The sequence below is a fragment of the Streptococcus sp. HPH0090 genome (assembly GCF_000411475.1).
Classification (GTDB): Bacteria; Bacillota; Bacilli; order Lactobacillales; family Streptococcaceae; genus Streptococcus.
This window is the reverse complement of sequence record NZ_KE150465.1, coordinates 141,686-164,336: the sequence shown is the minus strand read 5'-3', so window position 1 is coordinate 164,336 and position 22,651 is coordinate 141,686. Positions and strand designations below refer to the sequence as shown.

The window sequence follows — 22,651 nt, the reverse complement described above, 5'->3', positions numbered from 1 at the left end:
GAACGGAGGACATTTGATGAAACTAAGAATTTTTGCGGAAGACAAGCCGGCTGAGAAGGTGTTTGAGTATCAATTGGAGATTGCTGATCAGACAATCCTTCTATCGACAGCACTCTTGTCAGGTGCTATTGCTTTAGCAGGATTATTTTCTGCTTTGAAAGAAAAATAAACAAATAGAAAAGAGAAAACAGAATGGTTTTACCAAATTTTAAAGAAAATCTAGAAAAATACGCTAAGCTTTTGGTGGCAAATGGAGTGAACGTGCAACCTGGTCATACCTTGGCTCTCTCTATCGATGTGGAGCAACGTGAGTTGGCTCACTTAATCGTCAAAGAAGCCTATGCACTTGGAGCGCACGAAGTTATCGTTCAATGGGCAGATGACTTTGTAAACCGTGAAAAATTCCTTCACGCGCCGATGGAGCGTCTGGACAATGTGCCAGAATACAAGATTGCTGAGATGAACTACCTTCTTGAAAACAAAGCAAGTCGTCTCGGTGTTCGTTCTTCTGACCCAGGTGCCTTGAATGGAGTGGATGCGGAAAAACTTTCAGCTTCTGCCAAAGCTATGGGAATTGCCATGAAGCCAATGCGTATCGCAACTCAATCTAACAAGGTTAGCTGGACTGTAGCAGCTGCTGCTGGACTAGAGTGGGCTAAGAAGGTCTTTCCAAATGCTGCAAGCGACGAAGAAGCGGTGGACCTCCTTTGGGACCAAATCTTCAAGACTTGCCGTGTCTACGAAGAAGATCCAGTTAAGGCTTGGGAAGAACATGCAGCAATCCTCAAGAGCAAGGCAGAGATGCTTAACAAGGAGCAATTCTCAGCTCTTCACTACACTGCTCCTGGAACAGATTTGACACTTGGATTGCCGAAGAACCACGTTTGGGAATCTGCCGGAGCGATCAACGCTCAAGGTGAAGGATTCTTGCCAAATATGCCAACAGAAGAAGTCTTTACAGCTCCTGACTTTCGTCGTGCAGATGGTTATGTAACTTCTACAAAACCTCTTAGCTACAATGGAAATATTATCGAAGGTATCAAAGTGACCTTTGAAAATGGTCAAATCGTTGATATCACAGCTGAAAAGGGTGATCAAGTAATGAAGGACCTCGTCTTTAAGAATGCTGGTGCGCGTGCCTTGGGTGAATGTGCCTTGGTACCAGATCCAAGTCCAATTTCTCAGTCAGGGATTACCTTCTTTAACACCCTTTTTGACGAAAATGCTTCAAATCACTTGGCTATCGGGGCAGCTTACGCAACGAGCGTTGTTGGTGGAGCTGAGATGAGCGAAGAAGAGCTGGAAGCTGCAGGTCTTAATCGTTCAGATGTTCACGTTGACTTTATGATTGGTTCTAACCAAATGGATATTGATGGTATCCGTGAGGATGGAACACGCGTACCACTCTTCCGCAATGGAGATTGGGCAATTTAAGGAGAAAGTATGATTGGAAGTATGTTTGTCGGTCTTTTGATCGGACTATTAGCAGGAGCTATCACCAATCGTGGAGAACGGATGGGATGCTTCGGGAAAATGTTCCTGGGTTGGATTGGTGCTTTCCTGGGTCAAATGCTTTTTGGAACTTGGGGCCCTATCTTAGCTGATACGGCTATTATCCCATCAGTTTTAGGAGCCATGATTTTATTAGCCATCTTTTGGAGAAAAGACAGCTAGGTTTAACTTGCTAGAACAGATAAAGAGGTTGGAAATCATCCAACCTCTTTTTTATGAGCTACAAAAAAAGACTGATATGCGACTAGCTTGGCTTTCAGTGACTGTTCCTTTTTATATTGCCTCAAGTATGGTACAATAAAAACATGAGAATTCAACAATTACACTATATTATCAAAATCGTAGAGACTGGTTCCATGAATGAGGCTGCCAAGCAACTTTTCATTACACAACCGAGTCTATCAAATGCCGTTCGTGACCTAGAAAATGAGATGGGAATTGAGATTTTTATCCGCAATCCTAAGGGAATCACCCTCACACGTGATGGGATGGAGTTTTTATCCTATGCTCGTCAGGTTGTCGAGCAAACTCAACTTCTAGAAGAACGCTATAAGAACCCAATCGCTCATCGCGAGCTTTTTAGTGTGTCTTCGCAGCACTATGCCTTTGTGGTCAATGCTTTTGTTTCCTTGCTTAAGAAAAGCGATATGGAAAAGTACGAGCTTTTTTTGCGTGAGACGAGAACTTGGGAGATTATCGATGATGTCAAGAACTTCCGAAGTGAAGTGGGAGTTCTCTTTTTAAATAGCTATAACCGGGACGTTCTTTCAAAGATGTTAGATGACAACCATCTAGTTGCCCACCATCTCTTTACAGCCCAACCCCATATCTTTGTCAGCAAGTCCAACCCTCTTGCTAAAAGAGATAAGGTGCAGTTATCCGACCTGGAAGACTTCCCATACTTGAGCTATGACCAAGGTACCCATAATTCTTTCTATTTCTCAGAGGAGATTTTGTCACAAGAACACCATAAGAAATCCATCGTTGTTAGTGACCGTGCGACCTTGTTCAATCTCTTGATTGGTTTGGATGGCTATACCATCGCGACTGGTATCCTTAATAGTAACCTCAATGGAGACAATATTGTCTCGATTCCACTTGATATTGATGATCCGATTGAGCTGGTTTATATCCAGCATGAAAAGACAAGTTTGTCCAAGATGGGTGAACGCTTCATCGAGTACCTACTTGAAGAAGTTCGCTTTGACAACTAATGCAACTCTATTAGAAAAGAAAAGGAAAAATGACACCAATGAATACCAATGATTTTGATTTTCACTTACCAGAGGAATTGATTGCTCAGACTCCTTTGGAAAAGCGCGATGCCTCTAAACTCTTGATGGTCAATCGCAAAACAGGTGAATTTCAAGACCGCCACTTTCACTCCATTATCGAAATGTTAGAGCCAGGTGATGCCCTGGTTATGAATGATACCCGTGTATTGCCAGCTCGACTTCATGGTCAAAAAGAAGAAACAGGGGGCCATGTTGAACTCTTGCTTTTGAAAAATACAGCTGGAGATGAGTGGGAAGTCTTGGCTAAACCAGCTAAACGTCTCAAGGTCGGCACCCGTGTTATCTTTGGTGATGGTCGACTTAGCGCAGTCGTGACTGAGGAATTAACCCATGGCGGTCGTATTGTCCGTTTTGAGTATGAAGGAATTTTCTTAGAAGTACTTGAAAGTCTTGGAGAAATGCCTTTACCTCCTTATATTCACGAAAAATTGGATGACCGTGAACGTTACCAGACAGTCTATGCCAAGGAGAGTGGATCAGCCGCTGCCCCAACTGCAGGTTTGCATTTTACCAAAGAATTACTAGAAGAAATCCAGCAAAAAGGCGTTCATCTAGTCTACCTGACCTTGCACGTTGGACTTGGGACCTTTAGACCTGTTTCAGTAGATAATTTGGATGAGCATGAGATGCACTCAGAGTTTTATCAATTGTCTGAGGAAGCAGCAGCGACCTTGCGTCGGGTCAAAGAAAATGGTGGCCGTGTCATTGCTGTGGGGACTACCTCTATCCGTACGCTAGAGACTATCGGAAGCAAGTTTGATGGGCAAATCCAAGCAGACTCTGGCTGGACCAATATCTTTATCAAACCAGGCTATGACTGGAAGGTTGTGGATGCTTTTTCTACTAATTTCCATTTGCCGAAGTCTACCTTGGTCATGCTTGTCTCAGCTTTTGCAGGCCGTGAATTGGTCCTCAAAGCCTACCAGCATGCTATCGATGAAAAATACCGTTTCTTTAGTTTTGGCGATGCCATGTTTATCTACTAAAAAGCGAGCAAATCAAAACTAGAAATAAAAGGGCTAATTCCTACTTGGATTAGCCTTTTTTCGATATATGATAGCTGTTGAATTAAAAGCAAATAAATGATACACTGAAGACTACGATACAGCCGTCAAATATATGCAAAATCTGACGAGCTACTTTTATCTGAGTCTATTTCAAAGGAGATTTTTATGAAAAACAAAACATTGCGCTATACGAGCCTATCAGTCCTGACCTTGTTGGCTGCCTTGACCTTGGTTGCCTGTGGTGGAAAGACTGACAAGAATACGTCATCTTCAAACCAAAAGGTGACAACAAGCAAGGTAACTACAGAGTCCGCAAGTAAAACTGAAGCAGGCCAAAAAGAGGAGCAGAAGTCAGAAACAAATAGTGCGACAGAAGCTACAACCACTCAAGCAGAACAAAAGGAAGATAAGCAAAAATCACAAGAGGCTTACGCTAAATTTGTAGGGACTTGGGAAAACTACGCGGGAACAACTGCAACAGTCACAGCAGATGGAATTGTAACGATCCAAAGTTCAAATGGAACCTTTAAATACGAGATGGGTCAAGTAGAGGAAAAAGACGGCTACTACTCAACAGGTATTCATCTTGTCGGTGGTGGACAAGGGGCACGACTGATCTTTACCCCAGCTGGTGTCCAAAACGAAGTGACAGGTACAGATGGCAGTCAAGATGTCTTGTCTATCGGTCAATCTGTAAGCGACAAAGATAACCAGTTTTACCGTAACTAAGAACATCAATCAGAAGTAAGGGTGGAGAAATGTCCTTGCTTTTCTATGTTCTCAAAGCATAAATTTTTTATCATTCAACTATACACGACGTTTAAGTTGGACGATAAACCTGCCCACTTTGAAGCGCAAGTACTAAATCGCTAACAACACAAAAGCCCTGATGTAGGGCTTTTTTTACTTGCTAGTATAAGAAATCAATGCCGTAGTTTTCTTTTAGATAGGTTGCCAACTCGGCTTTTTCTTCCTCTCTAAATCGACAGAGGCTAAGAGCGAGTCGCAATATCAGGGCACTTGTATTGATGATAACATTTGACTTAGAAATATCTTCTAGCTGGGTGACCTCTCTCAGATCAAAATCTAAATAGTAAGCTTTGCTGTTGGTATGGTCAGGGTCACTGACATCCACTTCAACATAAGATGCTCGCAACAATTCTTCTTTTGGGATGAAAATTTCCTTGGAAAAGAAGAGCCCAGGATAGACATAAATACCTTCAAAGGTGAATTCAAAGGAGAGTCTGCGACTAGAAAGTCTTTTGATGCCTGCAATCGTTGCATAGATAGCAGTGAAAAAGAGGATGGTTGGTACCACAGTGAGAAGACTGAGCTGAGAAAAGTCGATCAATCCATGCGCGAGAAAAAAGAAAAATTGAAAGAATATACCTACCGCAAAAACTAGATAGCCGACACCGACAAATTTTGAATAATAGATTTTCATAGAAACCTCCAGATATAGAATTGAACTCTCCAACGCTTTTTCAGTAGAAGTCGTAAAGATCATGCAGAGTTAAAATTTTAGGTATTCCCATCATATCCTATGGAGCGAAGTTCTGTCAACCTTTTAGCAAGATGTGGCTCTTAGCTATCTTATGACCTAGCAAGTTGGTTTATGGTATACTAGGATAATAAAATTCCAAAATTTGAAGACTTGTTTTCATAAATAGAAAGAGGTCAATATGTTTTTTCTCGGACGCCGTCGTGTCTTTATCGGCGAATGCAATGGTCAGGCTGTTTATTATGACCAAAAGACAGGAGAGGCTTTAGCTGCTCCAAAGAGTAAGTTGCTCAATACTGAAAAAGCTGGTGAAACGAATTCTTTTATTCCTGAATTGGTAATTCTCTTACTAGTAGGTGGACCTGCAATTTCGGGCTTCTTTTCCCTCAAGTTTATTGGTGTCTATAACTGGTTCAGTCTAGCCTGTATTCTTCTATTTTGGTTGATGCAGTTTTCCTTGTTGGTTGCTATACTTGAACGAGCACTTTATAAAAATGTTCGAAAGGCCCAGCCAACGACAGAGAAAGTCTTTTTCTTTGCAGCATCTCATAATTTGTTTGTAAAAAACCAGTTTGATCCTAGACAACTGTCTGCTTTACCTTATCGATTTGCCCGCTTTGTAGTAAATATAGTGTCTATCTATTACTTTTTGTATTTCTTGATTCTTCCTCTAAAATTTGGCCAACCGATTGGTGATGAAGGCTATGGTTTGTGGTTTGCTGGCTTGTTATTCTTTTCAGTATTTCTTTTGTATAACCAAAACAATCCAGTTCGCTTTGTGAAGATTATGAGATTATACAGCCAAGGAAAAGTACGATTTAAGGAAGAAGTGGAACATTGAGAAACTATCTTGGGATTCTGCTAAATATCTAGAGAAAATCTTTTAGAAAAACAAAAAAGCCTTGTAAATCAAGGCTTTTTCCTGTTGTTTAGATGCCCCCTGCAGGCTCTTTGAAAGAAACTTAGAAAAATCTAAAATGAAATTATTTCAAAATGGGGTAAAAGCAAAATTTCCCTCCCTACTTTCTCAATTATTCCTAATTTTAGTTCCAAAAAGCTTCAATTCATAATCTAATTATAATATGGGTAATGGGTACTATCTTATTACATTCAGATTTTTGTTCTCTTCAAAGAGTTATGTAGGCTTTATGGTTTTAAATAGGTAAAAAGTTGAATTATAGTGAGTATTGTGTCACAATAGGTAATATATAAATAATTAATGGAATGGATATAATTCTTTCCTACCTTTACAAGAAGGATTGGTTGCACCTTTTTTATCTAGCAATTATGGTTAGCTTTCAAGTTTAGCTAGTTTTTAAAAGCTCTGATTTCGACTCAATAAAACAAATTTCAGAAGTGCAAAAGACAAGATGGTGACATTGCTACAGTCAGTCGCCATGTCTTGCTGGCACAGGCTGTTTGTGCCGTCAGCTATTTACCAGTCAATTTGATCAAAGGGCTTAATTATTATTTTTGAAAGGTCTTTTATGGAAAAAATTCTTTCTTTAGGTCTGACAGGTAAGAAATTACTTGTTCAGGGTTTCTTGTTTGTTCTGCTAGGTCTTATCTTGATGGTCACGGGAACTTGGTTGCCAGTGACGGTTATTCGACTGGTTCTGTTTTTAGCTTGGATAGCAACGGTCTTAGATTTAGTATTACGTATTTTCAAAAAAAGTCAGTCAACGGACACCTTGGGAGTTGCACTGGTTAAATTGTTAGTGATGGGATATTTGCTAGGCTCGAATCTTGCGACTGATATACCGATTTATGTTCTGGCTCTTGTGATTGGAGTTTATCAGATTTTTAGGGCCACGATTAATCTTGTCACCTATGTTCTCTACCGTAAAAATAATATTCGACCTCGTTTTCGTCTCTTACTAGATGGTCTCGTACTAGTTTTTCTTGGTGGGACTAGTCTTTTGTCCTCTACGGGAAATTCTGTCTTTCAACTCTTTGTTTTAGGGGCTTATTTTTTCCTTTATGGTCTGTCCAATATCCGTGACGGTTTCTTATTTGAAGGGGAAATTGGGAAAAACCATCTCAAACGTCGCATTAGAATTAGCTTACCTATTGTCCTAGCCGCTCTCATCCCTGCAAGAACTTTAGCAAAAATTAACAAATTTATGCTGGAAAATGCTGATGAGGAAGAAGATATCCATCTTGGAATAGTGAAGTCTGGTAAGACAGCAGAGCTAGAAATTTTTGTTCATACAGCTGAGACCTCCCTGTTTTCAGCTATTGGTCATGTGGATATCTGCTATCAGGGCCGTGTTATTTCTTATGGCAACTATGATCCGTCATCTGAGACCTTATTTGGTATGGTAGGAGATGGTGTCTTATATTTCTGTGACCGTGATAAGTACATTGACTTATGTAAACGGGAGAGTCAAAAAACGCTATTTGGTTACGGAATAGATTTGACACCGGAAATGGAAGAAGCGGTTCAGGAAAAATTAGCTGAATTAAAACAACTAACGATTCCTTGGGAGCCAAGCGCAGATAAAATTAAAACGGAAGATGGTAAGGAAGACTACACCTACGCTTATAAAATCAGACATGAGACGGATGGGGAACTTTATAAATTTATCAAATCTAAGTTTAAATCCTACTTTGTCTTGTCCACAAACTGTGTGCTCTTGGCTGATACCATAGTCGGTCAAGCTGGAACAGATATCCTCTCACCAAAAGGATTTATCGCACCAGGAACTTACCAAGCCTACCTTGATCGAGAGTTTGAAAAACCAAATAGTATAGTCGTATCTAAACATGTTTATTAAGGAGAATTTATGAACTTAGTTAAAAAATATACCCCGTTAATCCTTTTTATAGGGCTGGTTGCTCTTGTAATTCTGAATGCATCGAGCTTTATATCAGGAGCAATCTCTCTCTTTGATGTAACATCAACCTTGATTTATGGTGCTGTTATTGCTTTTGTGCTTAATGTTCCTATGAAAAAAATTGAACAGTACTTAGTTAAATTGAAGGTAAAGGCAGAGTTGCGTCGTCCGATTGCCATGGTACTTGTTTTCCTAGCTCTTATCTTAATCGTGATTGCTCTTTTGGTTTTGGTGCTGCCAACCCTAGCTCAGACTATTAGTCAGCTGGGAACAGTCCTTTCAACAGTCCTTACTCAACTTGGGAAATTGCTAGGCAGCTCGGAATTTGTAACCAAAGACATGTTGTCAACTATCGTATCAGGCATACAGGGACAATCTAGTTCTATTAGCCAAGCTTTGATAGGTTTTTTATCAGGTCTGACTAGTAATATCGGCAATATTTTTTCAAGTTTGATGAATGCCTTTTTGATTATAGTCTTCACCTTTTTATTTTTATCCAGTAAGGAACATTTGGCAGCGATGACGAGTCGACTTCTAAAAGTTTTTCTTCCAGAGAAGGTGGTGATAAAGTTGACTTACATTGGACAAGTAGCACTAGAGACTTATGACCAATTTTTGATGAGTCAGCTGATTGAAGCAGTTATCATAGGAGTTATGATAGCGGTTGGTTACAGCGTGTTTGGGATACCCTATGGAGTAATGACAGGTATCTTTGCAGGAGTGCTATCGTTCATTCCTTATGTAGGGCCTATGATTGCTTGTGTTGTGGGAGCGATTTTTATCTTCACAGTGAGTCCTACTCAAGCCTTACTTTCTCTTCTTCTATATCAAGTTATACAGCTGATTGAAGGAAACCTTATTTATCCTAGAGTTGTAGGTCAGTCTATTGGTTTGCCAGCCCTTTTCACGCTTGCGGCTGCTAGTATTGGAGGCAATCTCTTTGGCTTACTTGGGATGATATTCTTTACACCCATATTTGCTGTTATCTATCGATTGGTTAAAGAATTTGTCGTTGCAAAGGAAAATCAGGTAGATTGAGAAAGACTGAATTTAATAAGATATACTAAGAAGAGAGTGAAAGATTCTCTTCTCTTTTATTTCTAAATGACTTGCTCTTGTTCTGTTGCGAAAATTTATGAATTCATAATAGCCCATTTTAATCTCTATGCGGATTGGCCATGTAATATGGGCACAAATTAGTATAGTTTAGTTAATTATAGACTAGCTCTGTACTGTAAAAAACAGTTGGTCTTATCAAATATTGCTAGCAATTGATTGAGAATAAATGATAAGTTTGATAAGGTTGGAAAACCTTTATAATGATTTGCTACAAAAAGTTATTTGACATCAAAAAAGCCTTGAAATCAAGGCTTTTTCCTGTTGTTTAGATGCCCCCTACATGAATTTGTAAGAACTTTTCATATTGAAAATAAACAAAAGTGTTGAAATATAGCTGATTTTAGGGAAATACTTTTAGGTGTTTTCAATGTCAGGCTTTAAAAACGTGGCAAAAGTGGGGCAAAAACGAATGACTCACATTTGGTTTGAAAATCTATAATACCTAATGATTATGCCATACTAGATATATAGTGTTGTTATAAATAAATGTCAGTGCGAGTTCAAATCGGAGGATAAAATGGAAAAACAAATTAATGAAAAAAAGCCTTGGTTCCCAAAGCTTTTTTATGTTATAAACTCATTAAAAGAACACCCAGTTAGATTTGGAATATTTTTTATTCTGTGTCATATAAAAATAAATAAAATGAGTGGCTATAGCTAGAGCTAAAATGGTTGTTATACTCACTACTATTATAGGATTAGAAGCAAAGATTAAAGAGAGAATCAAGGCAGCCAGATAGAGTGTCGCTTGGACACAGTAGTAACTTTTCGAATAGCGAAGATAGTGTTTGTTATGGGGCCCATTTACTAGGACAGCAGCTTGAAAGAGGCCAAATCCGATATAAGAGAAGCTGGTTGCAAAGAGACGATTAGCTTCAGGATTCAGAAGAAAACTCATCGATACAGTCATCATCATAAGCCCAATGAAAATAGGATAGTGACTGTAAATTAGAAATAGTCCCTTTTGATTAGATTTTTGATCAATAGCATGGTCGAATTGACCAAAATAAAACAAGAACAGAGAAATCATAATTATGAAATAAAGAACCGAATAAATCGAGAAATTCTCGATTGTAAAGAAGTTAGCTAGCCCCATAATCATCTCTCCAAACGTAATAATGACAAGAAGGGAGATGCGCTCGATTAAATGGGGGAGATTTACCTGGTAATGCTTATCTTTACTAAGCAAGATAATTGGCATAATAAATGTTAGCAGAATACTAGCAAATAAGATAGAGACCCCAACGTAAATAGGAAGAAGAGCTGCTAGATAGACTCCTAAACTTCCTAGACCTGTTATCCATAGAAAACCTTTGATACTTTCCCGATTAGCATTATCGGTTGATTTTCTAAAAAATTCAACCAAATATTGTAAAAATAAGGTAAAGGTTAATGTACCAATAGCCCAACAGAGATAATGAAAATATTGTTGCCAATCAGGTCCCATCATATTGGCTATAAAGAGTAAAATTCCCATTTTGATAAACATGATTACCATGTTAAATAAAGAGTTCTTTCCATAGCGATTGGTATAAAGGGTTTGAATCATCCAGGAATCGGTGAGAACCAAGACAGCTATGAAAAAATCAAGGAAAGAATTCCAAGTCAAAATACCGTTATGAAGATGCTCAATTAAAGTAGTTACTTTTGAAATTGCAAAAACAAAAACTAGGTCATAAAAAAGTTCTGAAAATTCTACACGTTTATGTTTAATAAGAGTTGTCATATTAATACCTTTCTATTTTAGAAATACAATTCATTATAACAGAAAATGGTAATGAGAGAAAAGGATATGCTTAAATAATTTCATGTGGCGCGAATTGTCAAAATCTTGGAGCACATTTACCTCATGTACCAGATTACAGGCGGAGTGTTTGATGATTGATAATGAAGTACGTGTATTCTGAGGCAAAAGATTTCGAGACTCCATTACGTAACTCCCATCTATAAATAAAAAATGATAGTTTCATCATAGCAAATCTAAAGAAACACGCTAAAAAGCAACCCTGACGAGTTGCTTAAAATCCTATTAAAAATTAACTGTGTCAGGATCATTCTGAGTTTTGGTGCCTTGAATCTTATCCAAGACTGCCATATCTTCCTCTGATAAGTCGAAGTCGAAGATATCCAAGTTACCTTTTATATTTTTAGGTGTCACAGACTTAGGTAGTGGCAAGAAACCTTTTTGGAGGCTCCAACGCAGAGCAATTTGTGCCACAGATTTACCGTTACGTTCAGCCACTGCTTCAACATCTTCATTTCCAAAAATGCTACCTGTACCTAGTGGACTATAGGCTTCAAGAAGGATATCGCGCTCTTGGCAATAGTCAACTAAGTCTTCTTGGTCACAACCTGGAGCCAAGAGGATTTGATTGACATGTGGAACAATTTTAGCTGTTTCAAAAAGAGCTTCTAGGTGATGTTGCATAAAGTTTGACACACCGATAGCACGCACCTTACCTTCTTTGTAGGCTTCTTCCATAGCCTTCCATGCACCCGCATTGCCAGCCTTCCAAGCATCATTCTCACGAAGCGCCTTTGGATTAGGCCAATGGATAAGCAAAAGATCCAAATAATCCACACCAAGTCTTTCGAGAGACTCATCGATAGAAGTCTTAGCCAACTCGTAATCGTGCTTATCATTCCAAAGTTTGGTGGTTAGGAAAATATCCTCACGTGCCAAATCACTATCAGCAATCGCCTTACCTACGGAAACCTCGTTACCGTAAATTTGTGCGGTATCAATATGTGTGTAACCCGCCTTAAGTGCGAAGCTAACGCTGTTATAGGCTTCTTCGCCTTCAGCAATTTGCCAAGTTCCAAAACCAATTTTAGGAATAGCAACCCCATTTGCAAGTGTATATGTTTCCATGATTTTCACCTTTTCTTTTTTTAATAGTACTATCTTAAAAAAGATAAGACAAAAATGCAAAGATTTGCTACGGCTATTATTATGAATAGTTCCTTACTTCTTTTTCCGATGTTCGTAACAGCCTTTGGAGATATTATTACTTGGGAAGAGAATGAATTTGTTGGTATTGTAAAATAAAATCTTCAAGACTGCGACATTATTATCAAGAGCCTGAAATATTTTCTTCAGTATTTAGATAACTCATATGTGACTGATAACTTTGAACTGGATTTATATAGACAGGCTGTGTTAAAACATGGTCCCTTGTCTTATAACCAATGTTTCGGTTTTGTTCCTTTACTAGCCTTGGGAGGCGTAAAAGATGTGGATCATATGGATAAGGTAAAAACCTTGGAACACATTTACCTCATGTACCAACTCACAGGCGGAGTAATGGACGATTGATAATAAGTAATCACCGTGAGGTGTTTTTTTCTATTAAATCGAGGTGTTAGATAAATAGCGAGTCTTTGATGAGAGTCGCTTATTTTGTGAATATAAACTTTTTGGTACAAAAAACAAAATGACAAGCAAAAAAGCCTTATAAATCAAGGCTTTTTCCTGTTGTTTAGATGCCCCCTACATGGATTTGTAAGAACTTTTCATATTGAAAATAAACAAAAATGTTGAAATATAGCTGATTTTAGGGAAATACTTTTAGGTATTTTCAATGTCAGGATTTAAAAATGGGGCAAAAGTGGGGCAAAAACGAATGACTCGTATTTTGTTTGAAAACCTATAATACCTAATGATTATGCTATTCTAGATATATAGTTTTGTTATAAATAAATGTCAGTGCGAGATCAAATTGGAGAATAAAATGGAAAAACAAATTTCTACGCAGAATGGAATGCGAAAAAGTGATAATTAAAGAGACAAAAAAGCTGAGAATATGATTTCCCAGCTTTTTTGAATGCGATAGAAATAGCAACTAGACTATTTACGAAAGGCCTCAATAATGTAGGTGAAGCCAGTAACTAAAACTGAAAAGGCAATGACATAAACGACAAAGACACCTGTAGCCACTGGATTGAACAGAATCACTAGACCTAGTAAAAATTCAAGCAAGGCTACCCACGTGATATTGCTACCAATAATAGGGAAAATCAATCTTAGACGATTGCCTTTAAAGAAAGCAATAATGGCTTCTACAATTAACCAAATTCCTACAATGGTCGGAATGACGACCGGCAGGGTCACAAAGCCATAAGCAACGAGGTAAAGAGCTAAGAGAAGACTAACAAATCCTTGGAAAAGATAAACAGGTGAGCGAAGCTCTTTTGGTGCAGAGAAATAGCCTAAAATAGCTGCTATAGAAGAAACCAGTAAACCAAATGAAATCCACCAGCTGTAAGCAACAAGATTAGCTACTGGGTTTGTAAATAGGAAAAGTCCTAAAAGGACAAAAACAACTCCTGCAAGGAATAGCAGTAAACGATTAGAAAATTTCATTTCAATACCCCCTATATAGTATAGTTTTCTAATAAAACTATTGTACTTATTTTTATAGAAAATGTCAATAAAATAAATAAACAATTTGGAAGTTTCAGTCTGACTTACAAAAAGAAAAGGAGTTTTCACTCCTTTTCACAGATTGAAGACAAAGTCCTTATAAAAGTGTCTTCTAAAGATTTTAACTTCAATCTGAAGCGAGGTTATCCTCGCTTTTTCTATTTATCAAACAATTCCTTATTTTCAATTAAGAGTTCTAGTGGAGATTTATCCCTTGCTTCAATAAAACCAGGTTCATATTGGTTATGAAGTGTTCTTTTCTGAGAAGTTGGATCAATATACAACTCTTCTCCATCTTCTGTGTATAGTTGGTTGCCTCTTGTTAAGTAAAGTAAATCCTCTAAGTACTGTCCATCAGTTTCTAGAAAATCTTCGATGTATTTGACAGCTTTTAAAATCTCACTTACTTTATCAGAGTATTCATTAGATTCAAGAACACTCTTTTCTAACTCAATCTCTTTACTAGTTCCAAATAGTTGGGTTGGAGTTGCATTAAAATATTCTGCTATCTTATCCAAATTTGCAAAGGTAGGATAGCTTTTTTGTTTTTCGTAATCAGAGATGTTTGGAAAGATTGCTCATAAAAAAATGTGGGGCAAATGATGGGGCAAATCAGTTATAGACAAGCAAAAAAGCCTTATAAATCAAGGCTTTTTCCTGTTGATTTAGATGCCCCCTACAGGGCTCGAACCTGTGACCCATAGATTAAGAGTCTACTGCTCTACCAACTGAGCTAAGGAGGCAAATAAAAAGCTGTATTGGTGCCGAAACTTCACGGTTTGTATTGAACCCGCGCAATTAAGCAGGTGGGCAACTCGCTCTAACTGAAGCTGTTTCCGTGTGAGACGGCCTACATGCTGTTAGAAGACTTTTGTTTCCCTAATAATACAAAAAATAGTCGGTCAACACTTAAATGTGAAGTCGTACACCACAGCGTTTCTATGATTATATGATACCACTTTTTCAAAAAAAATCAAGGGAAAATTAAAATTTTTGAAAAGGATTTCACAAGTTTCGTAATTTATCAATGGTTTCCTTGCGTTGAGCCAGGGCGCGTTCGTATTTTCCACTATCTTCTGGAGAAAAGTAGTGATGGTCACGAATTTTTTCTGGTAGGTATTCTTGCTTGACCCAGTGACCAGGATAATTATGTGGATAGAGATAATTTTGGGCGTTACCTAGTTCCTTGCTGCCGCTATAATGTCCATCTCGCAAGTGACGTGGAATTGGCAGATGACCCGATGTTTTAAGGTCAGATAAGGCCTTATCTATAGCCACGTAGGCTGAGTTAGACTTAGGTGAAAGTGCCAGATCAATGACGACATTGGCAATGAGGATGCGGGCTTCGGGGAATCCGATCCTTTGCGCAGCATCCAAAGCAGTTACGGTATGAATCTGAGCTTCGGGATTGGCTAAGCCAATATCTTCATAAGCAATCACAGTCAAACGACGAGCTAGGCTAGGAAGATCACCAGCTTCGATCAAGCGAGCAGCATAGTGGAGACTAGCATCGACATCGGATCCACGGATGGATTTTTGCAGGGCAGATAGAACATCATAGTGTCCGTCTCCATCCTTGTCCATAGTGATGTAGCTTCTCTGAAGACTATTTTCCATGATGTCGAGCGTGATGTGACGGACACCGTCATCATTTTCTGGGGTGGAGAGAACTGCCAAATCAAGCGAATTGAAGGCAGAACGGAGATCTCCATTGGTAGATGTTGCGATAAAATCAAGGGCATCATCATCTAACTCAACTGGGAAATCAAAACCTCTTTCAGGGTCAATCAGGGCTATTTGAACGGCCTCTTTAACATCTTGGTTAGACAGGGGTTCCAACTCAAAAATCTGAACACGACTGCGGATGGCTGGAGTGACAGAAAAGAAAGGATTTTCAGTTGTCGCACCAATCATGATGACTAGACCACTTTCTAAGAGAGGAAGGAGGAAGTCTTGCTTGGTCTTGTCAAGACGATGAATCTCGTCTAGTAGCAGTACAAGGCCACCTGAGAATTTAGCTTCTTCAGCAATTTCTTGGAGACGTTTTTTACTATCAACAGTTGCATTGAAGGTTCGAAAGGCATATTTGGTCGTTCCAGCGATGGCCGAAGCGATACTGGTTTTTCCGATACCCGGAGGCCCATAGAGAATCATGGAAGACAGGCGGTTAGCCTCTACCATGCGGCGGATGATTTTTCCTGGGCCTACCAGATGCTCTTGACCGATGACCTGGTCGATGGTTTTGGGGCGCATACGAAGCGCGAGATTGTCTGGCATAGCAGTCCTTTCTAACATGGATTTTCTGATACGAATGTGGTAATATGGTAGTATCTATTTTAGCATATTTCCGAGTATTCGGGGCGATTAAAGAGTCGTATAGAAAGAGGACAAAATGGCAACATACGGATTTTTAGATGTTTTACAAGAAGAGTTGGACAAGAACTTTCCTTTTGACTATGAGATTAGCTGGGACAAACGCAATCATGCGGTTGAAGTGAGTTTTTTGCTAGAGGCACAAAATGCTGCAGGGGTGGAGATGTTAGATGAAGACGGAGAGGTTTCGTCAGATGATATCCTTTTTGAAGAAGCGGTACTTTTTTACAACCCTGCCAAGTCAACAGTTAATGCAGAAGACTATCTCACAGTCATCCCTTACCTGCCGAAGAAAGGTTTTTCTCGTGAATTTTTAGCTTATTTTGCGCTATTCCTTAAAGATACTGCAGAGGTTGGACTAGATGCCCTCATGGACTTTTTGGAAGACCCAGAAGCAGAAGAATTCGTCATGGAATGGAACCAAGAAGTCTTTGAAGAAGGGAAAGTCGGTTTGGAAGAAGGAGAATTTTACCCTTATCCGAGATATTAGGAGTCCAGCATGGAAATAGAAGTTACTGATTTCCAAGGTTGTAAGATTGCCTTGATTTGTGGGGATAAAATCCTGACTATCTTACGTGATGACAAGGACGATATCCCTTGTCCCAACATGTGGGAGTTGCCAGGTGGTGGTCGTGAAGGAAACGAAAGTCCTTTCGAGTGCGCAGCGCGTGAAGTTTATGAGGAACTGGGAATTCATTTAGATGAAGACTGTCTGCTTTGGAGCAAGATTTATCCTAGCGTAATCTTTAAAGACAAGCAATCGGTCTTTATGGTTGGTCAGCTAAGACAAGAACAATTTGACAATATCACCTTTGGAGATGAAGGGCAGGCCTATAAACTGATGAATATTGAGGAATTTTTGAAGTCTAGACAGGCAGTACCTCAGCTACAGGGGAGATTGAGGGATTATTTGGAGGAAGAAAGGTAGATGCCAAATCTTAGTAAGAATATCAATATGTTTCTCATGAATGGAGAAGTTACTGGGATAATTAAATGTACCTTGTCGAATTGGACAGGGGTGATTTATAAAATTCCTCGAATTCAATTGGCAGATTTAAAATCACGTGATGAAATGAAGCAAAGCGGCATTTATTTTCTATTTGGTCGTAATGAGGATAAGCAAAAGGATGTTACCTACATCGGTCAGGCGACGAATCGCAAAAATGGTGAAGGTGTCCTTTTACGTGTTCAGGAACATACTCGTGACAACCATGCAGATTATTTTAATGATGTCATTATTTTGACGACGCAGAATAACTCCTTTGGACCCACGGAAATTAGTTACTTGGAAAATAAATTTACACAACTAGCAAAGGACGCGGGGCGCTTCATTGTAAAAAATGGGAATGAGCCCAATTCTGGGAATGTAACAGAAGAAAAGCAATCCGAGTTGGATGAGGTTGTAGAAAATACTTTGATGATTGTAGGAACCTTAGGGTACCGAGTGTTTGTTCCTATGACCAAGAAAACAGGTCAGAATGTTTCTGATGAAAATTCAACTTATCTCTATTTGAAGCGAAAAACAAAGAAATCAAATCGAATGATTGAAGCTATCTGTGAACATACTTCAGAAGGGTTTGTTGTTTTAGAAGGAAGTCAAGTTGATGAAGTTGATTCACCCGCAATACCAGCAAGTCTAAAAGAATTGCGTGAGGAATTAATCAAATCAAATGTGATTAAAGATGGTGTTTTACAAGAAAAACAACTGTTCTCCAGTCCATCTTATGCAGCTGCTTTTGTGCTAGGAATGACTACGAATGGACGAACGGATTGGAAAAATAAGGACGGCAAGACTTTAAAAGAATTAGAAGAAACAATGGATTGTTAAGGAGAATCAGATGGAAACATGGCAAGAGTTAAAAGTTACAGTCAAGCGTGAGGGGGAGGAATTAGTTTCCAATCTCTTGATTGAGTTAGGTGCCCAAGGGGTAGCAATTGAAGATAGCATGGACTATGTGGGAAATGTGGACCGATTCGGTGAGATTTTCCCAGAAGTTGAGCAACAGGAAGATATCGTGGTGACGGCCTACTACCCGGACACGGTTGATGTAGCCGTTGTTGAAGCGGATTTGCAGGCGCGTCTAGCAGAATTGACGGACTTTATGGATTTGGGTGAAGTCAAGATTGGCACCACTGCCTTAGCTGAGGAAGATTGGGCAGATAATTGGAAGAAATACTATGAACCAGCTCGTATCACCCATGACTTGACCATCGTACCGTCATGGACAGACTATGAGGCGACTGCTGGCGAGAAGATTATCAAGCTAGATCCAGGTATGGCATTTGGGACAGGAACTCACCCGACGACCAAGATGAGTCTCTTTGCCTTGGAGCAGGTTCTTCGCGGTGGCGAAACGGTGCTAGATGTGGGGACAGGTTCCGGTGTCCTTTCTATTGCTAGCTCACTTCTGGGTGCCAAGGAAATCTTTGCCTATGATCTGGATGATGTAGCGGTTCGAGTCGCTCAGGAAAATATTGAGCTCAATCCTGGCATGGAAAATATCCATGTGGCGCCAGGTGATTTGCTCAAGGGCGTGGAGATTGAGGCAGATGTCATCGTGGCTAATATCTTGGCGGATATCCTCATTCATCTGACGGATGATGCTTATCGCTTGGTCAAGGATGAAGGCTATCTCATCATGAGTGGCATTATCAAGGACAAGTGGGAGATGGTGCGTGAGTCAGCAGAAACGGCTGGATTTTTCCTTGAAACCCACATGAACCAAGGGGAGTGGAATGCCTGTGTCTTCAAAAAAACTAAGGATATCTCTGGTGTGATTGGAGGCTAGCATGCAACAGTATTTTGTAAAAGGTTTGGCTAGCTCACCTGTCACCATCGAGGACAAGGAAACCAGCAAGCACATGTTTCAGGTTATGCGCTTAAAAGAAGAGGATGAGGTGACTTTAGTTTTTGATGATGGGATCAAGCGATTGGCGCGCGTGGTTAATGTAGAGGCGCGTCAATTGGAGCTGGTTGAGGAATTAGCTGACAATGTAGAACTGCCAGTCCAAGTGACCATCGCATCAGGCTTTCCCAAGGGAGATAAGCTAGAGTTCATCACTCAAAAGGTGACAGAACTGGGTGCTAGTCAAATCTGGGCCTTTCCCGCAGACTGGTCTGTCGCAAAATGGGATGGCAAGAAATTGGGCAAAAAGGTTGAGAAGTTAGAAAAAATAGCCCTTGGAGCAGCCGAGCAAAGCAAGCGGAATTTGGTACCGAGCATTACCCTTTTTGAAAAAAAGGCAGACATTCTAGCTCAGCTCGACCAGTTTGACCGCATCGTGGTGGCCTATGAAGAGTCAGCTAAAGAAGGAGAATCAGCTGCCCTCATCCAAGCTGTCGCTGGACTAGAAAAAGAAGCTAAACTGCTCTTTATCTTTGGTCCAGAAGGTGGTTTATCCCCTGCAGAAATTGAAAGTTTTGAAACCAAAGGAGCAGTCCTAGCAGGACTTGGCCCTCGCATCCTACGAGCAGAAACAGCGCCACTTTACGCCTTATCTGCCATAAGTGTTTTGCTTGAATTGGAAAAATAAGAGACTATGAAAAAATCACCTAGAAAAGGTGATTTTTTGTTATGATAAAGCTTACTCAAATTTTCCTTTATTGGCTTCATTTGAAGCCTTCATGTTAATTTGTAAAAGGTTGGCGAGATTTTCATTATCAAGGCTAGCATCTCCGTTGCTATCAACTTTTATCGCTAGATAATGTGGATTTCGATCAAGATAGTCCATTCCTTCTAAATCTACGTAATTGTCTGCATTAAAATCAAGAGCGGCCAATTGATATACAAAACGAATATTCATGGCTTTAGCATAGTCTGTTTCAAGAACCTTTTGTTGTTCTTCCACCAGTCCTTGAAAGAATTCGAGACTGGCTGTGTGATAAGAGGCTTTCACTTCGTATTGGTAGGTGTCTACAGCTGGGGACATAAATTTCAAATAAACCATGTCACCTTCTACTTTATAATCTTCAAGAGTATAGGCTCCGGCTTTTCCTAGAGCATTGGTGTTGACCTTGAAAAACATTGGTGCATAAATTTTAAGAGGATATTTTTCTCCCTTATACTCAAAGACCGTATCATTTGAAAAATTCGGACGGATTTTAGTTAACTCAGGGACTAAATATTCGTTCCAAATCTTATCAAATAACTCTTCTTGATTGCTAGCACCCGCTGCTTTCACAACTAGGTCAAGATTTTCTTGATTGACAAAGACGGCATCCACTAATTTGAGGGCTGTTTGAACCTTAGGATCCGAAATTTCCTTTTTCTTTTTTTCAAGATTCTCAGCTGCTTCTTTAGTACGGTCTAAAGTTTTATTAAATTGACTGCCACTGTTGGTTTCAACAAAGGTTCTCTCATAGTTCGTAGGTTCAACTTTGGCATTCCAATCAAATGAAGCAGCAGGACCAGTTACATCTTTCTTATGGTATGTGGAAGCCTGATTGTTTGAATTATTTGTAGAACTAGTAGATGGCTTTGATGAGCAAGCGCCAAGGGCCAAAGCTAGTGTTGTCACACAAGCTAGGCAACAAAGTCTAAACGATTTTTTCATACATTTCTCCTTTAAGTAATGCTTGTTATTCACTGCCTATTATATCATGACTTTTAGGATTACAGTGCTTTAAAATGAATTAGACAGGGATTCTACGTGAGCGAGGGAACAGTCATATCAGTCTTTTATGATATACTATATGGGAACTACGGTTAGCTGTTTTATTGAATATCATAAATAAGGAGAAGGTTATGAAAAAACGCATATTTCTCACAATGGTACTTTTAGGAGGATTGATCATGATAGGATTGGCAGGGTGCGGAGAAAATAAGAACAGCCGAGAATGGATTGAGAATAAAGTCTCTGAGGTCAGTCGTGTTTATCCAACTGAAAATCTCTTTGATTTGTTTAAGCAATTTCCAGAAGGGTTCAACATTACTCAAACATTCTATAAGGATTCGCTCAGAACAGTAGTTTCTTTAGATGGAGATGCAGAAAATCAAACCATAAAAGGAAAGATAGAGACTATACAAATCTCTACTAATCCATATAAAGAAGAAGTGAAAGAGCATGTTGATGTAGAATATAAAGATGGTGAATTTATATTTTCTAACAATGAGGTAGCGGAAAAAATTTGGGATTATAAAGGTTTTCTATTCCAAAAATTAAGTTTGAATAGAGATGTTTTATCTCAAATGAAGCTTGAAAAGTTTCATTATTTTTCAAATCGCAATGTGTTTGAAATCTATTATTTTAGTGATGACTCTACGATAAATAATTTCCTTAATTCAAAAGGAGAACACATCTTATCAATAAGTGGAGCGGAATCTTATAATAATACAAAAGGTTATCGATTGAATGTTAATATTGCTTTTAAGGATAACCCAAATGATGGAATGAGTGAGATAGTTTCAAGTTGGATAGATGATAGAAATAGTGTTTATAATTAATTTGCTAACTTTTAAAACATCCTGATTGACCTGATTATAAATAAGGAGCATGCGAAAGAATGAGAGAAAAAGAATCGGTTAACAGTGGAATTCCAACCTTAGATGTGTCTAATCTGACTTACGAATTTGAATAAGATGCAAGGGGAAATTGCTTTTATGGTATATTATAAGGGAACTACGGTTAACTGTTTTATTGAATATCAAAAATAAGGAGAGGGTTATGAAAAAACGCATATTTCTCACAATGGTACTTTTAGGAGGATTGATCACGATAGGATTAACAGGATGCGGAGAAAATAAGAACAGCCGAGAATGGATTGAGAATAAAGTCTCTGAGATCAGTCGTGTCTATCCAACCGAGAATCTATTTGACTTGTTTAAGCAATTTCCGGAAGGGTTTGAGATTAGAAGTATTGATACTTACGATGAGACGAAGGACTATTCTCGTTATCAGAAGATTGAACTCGTAGGAAATGCAGAAACAAAAGAAATAACTGGCAATTTTAAAAGAATTGAAGCTCGAGGTAATCCTTATGAAGAAAAAGTGCTTTTAGAAAGCCGTATTGTGTACACTGAAAAAGGATTAGAATTTTTGAATCTAGAAGTTTCTAAAGATGATTTGTTTTATGATGGTTTTTTATTTCAAAAGTTAGAACTAAATAAAACAGCTCTATCTCGATTTGAGCTCAAAAAAACGTACTATAATTGGGAGACTGGTGATGCTTCTATTACTTATAAAAATGTAAATAGTAAAATTATTCAGGACTACTTCCATATACAATCAAGCGAGTCGTTAGATCTTTTTATTAGTGCAGATCGCTCTGCAACTATTGGCTATGAATACGGTTATCCTGTGGTTTTTGACGGAGAAAATATATCTCATTCAGAACTTATAACAGGAAAAAGTAAAAATATGGAGTAGATAGATGCCAAATAGTAATGTTCCACCTCTGGATGCGTCGAATCTTTGAGTAAGATATAAGGAAATGTTGCTTTTATGGTATATTATAAGGGAACTATGATTAGCTATTTTGTTGAATATGATAAATAAGGAGAAGGTTATGAAAAAACGCATATTTCTCACAATGGTACTTTTAGGAGGATTGATCATGATGGGATTAACAGGATGCGGAGAAAATA

23 protein-coding genes, 1 tRNA gene and 1 pseudogene are annotated in these 22,651 nt (G+C 38.8%); 17 read left to right on the top strand and 8 right to left on the bottom strand.

All coding sequences use genetic code 11. The features are described from left to right. Window positions 1-16 precede the first annotated feature (16 nt). The 6 genes from HMPREF1481_RS10730 to HMPREF1481_RS08510 all read left to right on the top strand — a co-directional run bounded on the left by HMPREF1481_RS10730 (window position 17) and on the right by HMPREF1481_RS08510 (window position 4,543). Window positions 17-169, top strand: coding sequence for a hypothetical protein (locus HMPREF1481_RS10730; RefSeq protein WP_016466267.1), 153 nt, complete (start codon window positions 17-19; stop codon window positions 167-169). 23 nt (window positions 170-192) lie between these two features. Continuing rightward, window positions 193-1,434, top strand: a complete 1,242-nt coding sequence (locus tag HMPREF1481_RS08530) for an aminopeptidase (RefSeq protein ID WP_016466266.1) — start codon at window positions 193-195, stop codon at window positions 1,432-1,434. A gap of 9 nt (window positions 1,435-1,443) precedes the next feature. Further along, entirely contained in the window at window positions 1,444-1,674 is a 231-nt protein-coding gene (locus tag HMPREF1481_RS08525; RefSeq protein ID WP_006149365.1) for a GlsB/YeaQ/YmgE family stress response membrane protein, read from the top strand. A gap of 143 nt (window positions 1,675-1,817) precedes the next feature. Next, window positions 1,818-2,726 (top strand): LysR family transcriptional regulator, encoded by a 909-nt coding sequence (locus HMPREF1481_RS08520; RefSeq protein ID WP_016466265.1) that lies wholly within the window; start codon window positions 1,818-1,820, stop codon window positions 2,724-2,726. 38 nt (window positions 2,727-2,764) lie between these two features. Beyond that, window positions 2,765-3,793 (top strand): tRNA preQ1(34) S-adenosylmethionine ribosyltransferase-isomerase QueA, encoded by a 1,029-nt coding sequence (gene queA, locus HMPREF1481_RS08515; RefSeq protein WP_016466264.1) that lies wholly within the window; start codon window positions 2,765-2,767, stop codon window positions 3,791-3,793. A 186-nt stretch (window positions 3,794-3,979) separates the two neighbouring features. After that, on the top strand, window positions 3,980-4,543 hold the full coding sequence (locus HMPREF1481_RS08510) for a hypothetical protein (RefSeq protein ID WP_016466263.1): 564 nt from the start codon (window positions 3,980-3,982) through the stop codon (window positions 4,541-4,543). A 181-nt stretch (window positions 4,544-4,724) separates the two neighbouring features. Here HMPREF1481_RS08510 and HMPREF1481_RS08505 read toward each other — a convergent pair whose 3' ends face one another. Next, on the bottom strand, window positions 4,725-5,258 hold the full coding sequence (locus tag HMPREF1481_RS08505; protein WP_004250745.1) for a hypothetical protein: 534 nt from the start codon (window positions 5,256-5,258) through the stop codon (window positions 4,725-4,727). A 238-nt stretch (window positions 5,259-5,496) separates the two neighbouring features. Between HMPREF1481_RS08505 and HMPREF1481_RS08500 the strand changes: the two genes are divergently transcribed. The 3 genes from HMPREF1481_RS08500 (at window position 5,497) to HMPREF1481_RS08490 (ending at window position 9,190) form a co-directional block, all read left to right on the top strand. Beyond that, window positions 5,497-6,156: a hypothetical protein gene (locus tag HMPREF1481_RS08500; protein WP_004250746.1), complete on the top strand. Its 660-nt coding sequence runs from the start codon at window positions 5,497-5,499 to the stop codon at window positions 6,154-6,156. A gap of 646 nt (window positions 6,157-6,802) precedes the next feature. Then, window positions 6,803-8,092, top strand: a complete 1,290-nt coding sequence (locus tag HMPREF1481_RS08495) for a hypothetical protein (protein WP_016466262.1) — start codon at window positions 6,803-6,805, stop codon at window positions 8,090-8,092. Window positions 8,093-8,101: 9 nt separating this feature from the next. Next, window positions 8,102-9,190 (top strand): AI-2E family transporter, encoded by a 1,089-nt coding sequence (locus HMPREF1481_RS08490; RefSeq protein WP_016466261.1) that lies wholly within the window; start codon window positions 8,102-8,104, stop codon window positions 9,188-9,190. Between the two features lie 661 nt (window positions 9,191-9,851). Here HMPREF1481_RS08490 and HMPREF1481_RS08485 read toward each other — a convergent pair. Then, complete coding sequence (locus HMPREF1481_RS08485) at window positions 9,852-10,997, bottom strand: low temperature requirement protein A (RefSeq protein ID WP_016466260.1); 1,146 nt, start codon at window positions 10,995-10,997, stop codon at window positions 9,852-9,854. Between the two features lie 303 nt (window positions 10,998-11,300). Continuing rightward, on the bottom strand, window positions 11,301-12,143 hold the full coding sequence (locus HMPREF1481_RS08480) for an aldo/keto reductase (RefSeq protein ID WP_016466258.1): 843 nt from the start codon (window positions 12,141-12,143) through the stop codon (window positions 11,301-11,303). A gap of 102 nt (window positions 12,144-12,245) precedes the next feature. On the opposite strand from HMPREF1481_RS08480, the pseudogene HMPREF1481_RS10550 reads away from it, so the two are divergent. Continuing rightward, window positions 12,246-12,587, top strand: a pseudogene (locus HMPREF1481_RS10550) (T6SS immunity protein Tdi1 domain-containing protein); the annotation flags it as partial. Window positions 12,588-13,118: 531 nt separating this feature from the next. Here HMPREF1481_RS10550 and HMPREF1481_RS08470 read toward each other — a convergent pair. The 4 genes from HMPREF1481_RS08470 to HMPREF1481_RS08455 all read right to left on the bottom strand — a co-directional run bounded on the left by HMPREF1481_RS08470 (window position 13,119) and on the right by HMPREF1481_RS08455 (window position 15,971). Further along, the gene (locus HMPREF1481_RS08470) at window positions 13,119-13,634 is read right to left on the bottom strand and encodes an HdeD family acid-resistance protein (RefSeq protein ID WP_006150850.1); all 516 of its coding nucleotides are present in this window, start codon (window positions 13,632-13,634) and stop codon (window positions 13,119-13,121) included. A 218-nt stretch (window positions 13,635-13,852) separates the two neighbouring features. Next, entirely contained in the window at window positions 13,853-14,269 is a 417-nt protein-coding gene (locus HMPREF1481_RS08465; protein WP_232193762.1) for a helix-turn-helix domain-containing protein, read from the bottom strand. Between the two features lie 95 nt (window positions 14,270-14,364). Further along, window positions 14,365-14,437, bottom strand: a tRNA-Lys gene (locus HMPREF1481_RS08460). Between the two features lie 262 nt (window positions 14,438-14,699). Continuing rightward, window positions 14,700-15,971 (bottom strand): replication-associated recombination protein A, encoded by a 1,272-nt coding sequence (locus HMPREF1481_RS08455; protein WP_016466256.1) that lies wholly within the window; start codon window positions 15,969-15,971, stop codon window positions 14,700-14,702. A gap of 115 nt (window positions 15,972-16,086) precedes the next feature. On the opposite strand from HMPREF1481_RS08455, the gene HMPREF1481_RS08450 reads away from it, so the two are divergent. Genes HMPREF1481_RS08450 through HMPREF1481_RS08430 form a run of 5 tightly spaced genes read left to right on the top strand, consistent with a single transcriptional unit; the run spans window position 16,087 to window position 19,601 of the window. Next, entirely contained in the window at window positions 16,087-16,557 is a 471-nt protein-coding gene (locus HMPREF1481_RS08450) for a DUF3013 family protein (RefSeq protein ID WP_016466255.1), read from the top strand. Between the two features lie 9 nt (window positions 16,558-16,566). Further along, window positions 16,567-16,995 carry an NUDIX hydrolase gene (locus tag HMPREF1481_RS08445; RefSeq protein WP_016466254.1) on the top strand — a complete coding sequence of 143 codons (429 nt, stop codon included), beginning with the start codon at window positions 16,567-16,569 and terminating at the stop codon, window positions 16,993-16,995. Further along, window positions 16,996-17,895 carry a GIY-YIG nuclease family protein gene (locus HMPREF1481_RS08440; protein WP_016466253.1) on the top strand — a complete coding sequence of 300 codons (900 nt, stop codon included), beginning with the start codon at window positions 16,996-16,998 and terminating at the stop codon, window positions 17,893-17,895. It begins immediately after the preceding gene. A gap of 10 nt (window positions 17,896-17,905) precedes the next feature. Next, entirely contained in the window at window positions 17,906-18,856 is a 951-nt protein-coding gene (prmA, locus tag HMPREF1481_RS08435) for a 50S ribosomal protein L11 methyltransferase (protein ID WP_016466252.1), read from the top strand. A gap of 1 nt (window position 18,857) precedes the next feature. After that, complete coding sequence (locus tag HMPREF1481_RS08430) at window positions 18,858-19,601, top strand: 16S rRNA (uracil(1498)-N(3))-methyltransferase (RefSeq protein ID WP_016466251.1); 744 nt, start codon at window positions 18,858-18,860, stop codon at window positions 19,599-19,601. Window positions 19,602-19,652: 51 nt separating this feature from the next. Here HMPREF1481_RS08430 and HMPREF1481_RS08425 read toward each other — a convergent pair whose 3' ends face one another. Then, on the bottom strand, window positions 19,653-20,621 hold the full coding sequence (locus HMPREF1481_RS08425; RefSeq protein WP_016466250.1) for a hypothetical protein: 969 nt from the start codon (window positions 20,619-20,621) through the stop codon (window positions 19,653-19,655). 191 nt (window positions 20,622-20,812) lie between these two features. Between HMPREF1481_RS08425 and HMPREF1481_RS08420 the strand changes: the two genes are divergently transcribed. Together HMPREF1481_RS08420 and HMPREF1481_RS08415 are read left to right on the top strand one after the other, a co-directional pair. Next, window positions 20,813-21,511, top strand: a complete 699-nt coding sequence (locus tag HMPREF1481_RS08420) for a hypothetical protein (RefSeq protein ID WP_016466249.1) — start codon at window positions 20,813-20,815, stop codon at window positions 21,509-21,511. A gap of 220 nt (window positions 21,512-21,731) precedes the next feature. Then, window positions 21,732-22,433, top strand: a complete 702-nt coding sequence (locus HMPREF1481_RS08415) for a hypothetical protein (RefSeq protein ID WP_016466248.1) — start codon at window positions 21,732-21,734, stop codon at window positions 22,431-22,433. The last annotated feature ends 218 nt before the right edge of the window (window positions 22,434-22,651 follow it).